Raw genomic sequence first — 1,643 nt, forward strand, 5'->3', positions numbered from 1 at the left:
ATCCGCTTGTCTCAATGCCGTATTAAGATCGATCTTATCCGCCAAGTAGTCGCGGAATTTTTGCTGTCCGATCTTTTTGGCATTCGATTCATAGATGGAGTAAAGCGGGCTGGGAGAGACGGTGCTTTTGAATAATGCCTGTACATTTTTTCCTTTTAAATAAGGGACATCGGCACCGAATTGTTTTTTCATCTCATCGCTTATTAATGGAGACATTCTTGCAGTCTTTCTTGCGCTAAGCAGCTGTACCTCGTCTGAAGTCACTACTTCAAGCACTTTCATTGCTTCATCCAGATGTTTGGTCGTTTTGGCTATGATCAAGTTGTGACTATCGAGCTTTCCGGAAATGTTCGGTTTTTCTTTAAAGCTTGGATACTGGGCGATATCCCAATCCACAGCGTTTGCTGCAGTGCCGATTTGAGCCATCAGATTCGTGGAGGCGAGCATGGCCACATTTTTTTCTTTGATAAATAGATTGCCTCCCGCTGCAGCTGAAGGTTCAGCAGCTGGCTGTGCATTTCCCGGGATTGTCAAAATTTTCTTGGTCATTTCGAATACTTGTTTCCATTTTTCGTTATCGACACTGGCTTTGTTCGTTTTTCCATCAACATAGGCTAGGGACAACGGAAAGCTCACAACATAACTGCTAGCCGGGTCCAAACCTCGATATTGAATAGTTCCATCTTTTCTAGTAAGTTGTTGTCCCAACTCAATCGCATCGTCCCAAGTCATGCCGTCTTTCGGATAGCTTTTTCCGAATTTATTAAAGATTTCTTTATTATAGTACAAAGCATTAAACTGCATAGCGTAAGGAAGTCCCCACAACTCACCTTTATCCGATTTAAGCGCGTCGATCGTCACGGGATCGAAGCGATTCAAATTATTGTTAGATTTTTTGATCTGGGGATTGATATCTAAGAGAAGATCCAGCTGCTTTAAACCGTTAATGCCAGAGTTCGGAGTAAGTAAAATATCGGGTACATTCCCCGCTGCGATTTGGCTATCTAACGTTACATCTGCAGCAGGACGTACAATTTTCAATGTGATTGCGGGATATCTCTTTTTCACTGGTTCAGCGATCAGGGTTTGAAAGTCCTCGTCATTGATCTCCGCCCCATTTTGAAACACGGTTAATGTCACTGGAGTGGGAGTGGCAGTGGGAGCGGGAGTTCCTGATGCACTATTCTTGTTCGAAGTGCTTGTATCCGTACTTGCCATTCCRCAGCCCGTTACCGTCAGGATAATCGATAGTCCTATAATTAATTGTTTAAACATGTTGTACCTTCTCCCAATTCGTATTTTTGTAAACAAAGGATATACATGTATCCAAATGCCTGCCTTAGGTCAATTGTAGGGGAGTCATATCAAATGAGACTGTGTTTTTTATTAAATCTGCATTAAATCTCTGCTCAACTTGTCTATTTGATATATAAAAGTGTTCAGGAGAAAATGTAACGTTCAATAATCTTCGCCACTCCGTCTTCGTTATTAGGAGGAGCGACGATATCGGCTGCCTTCTTTACAATTTCTTGTGCATTACCCATAGCCACCCCTAGACCGGCGGTGCGAATCATCGGAATATCATTGAGACTGTCGCCGATAGCCATGACTTCTGACATTGTAATGCCGAGCAGCGCACACAC

2 protein-coding genes are annotated in these 1,643 nt (G+C 42.9%); both read right to left on the reverse strand.

The genetic code is table 11. The annotated features are described in order from the left end of the window. Nucleotides 1-1,275: ABC transporter substrate-binding protein (locus AC1DWB_RS34720; protein ID WP_477545623.1), on the reverse strand; the 1,275-nt coding region annotated here is incomplete at its 3' end. Nucleotides 1,276-1,439: 164 nt separating this feature from the next. Then, nucleotides 1,440-1,643: HAD family hydrolase (locus tag AC1DWB_RS34725; protein ID WP_477545624.1), on the reverse strand; the 204-nt coding region annotated here is incomplete at its 5' end.

The organism is Paenibacillus sp. P4_E11 (assembly GCF_056401635.1).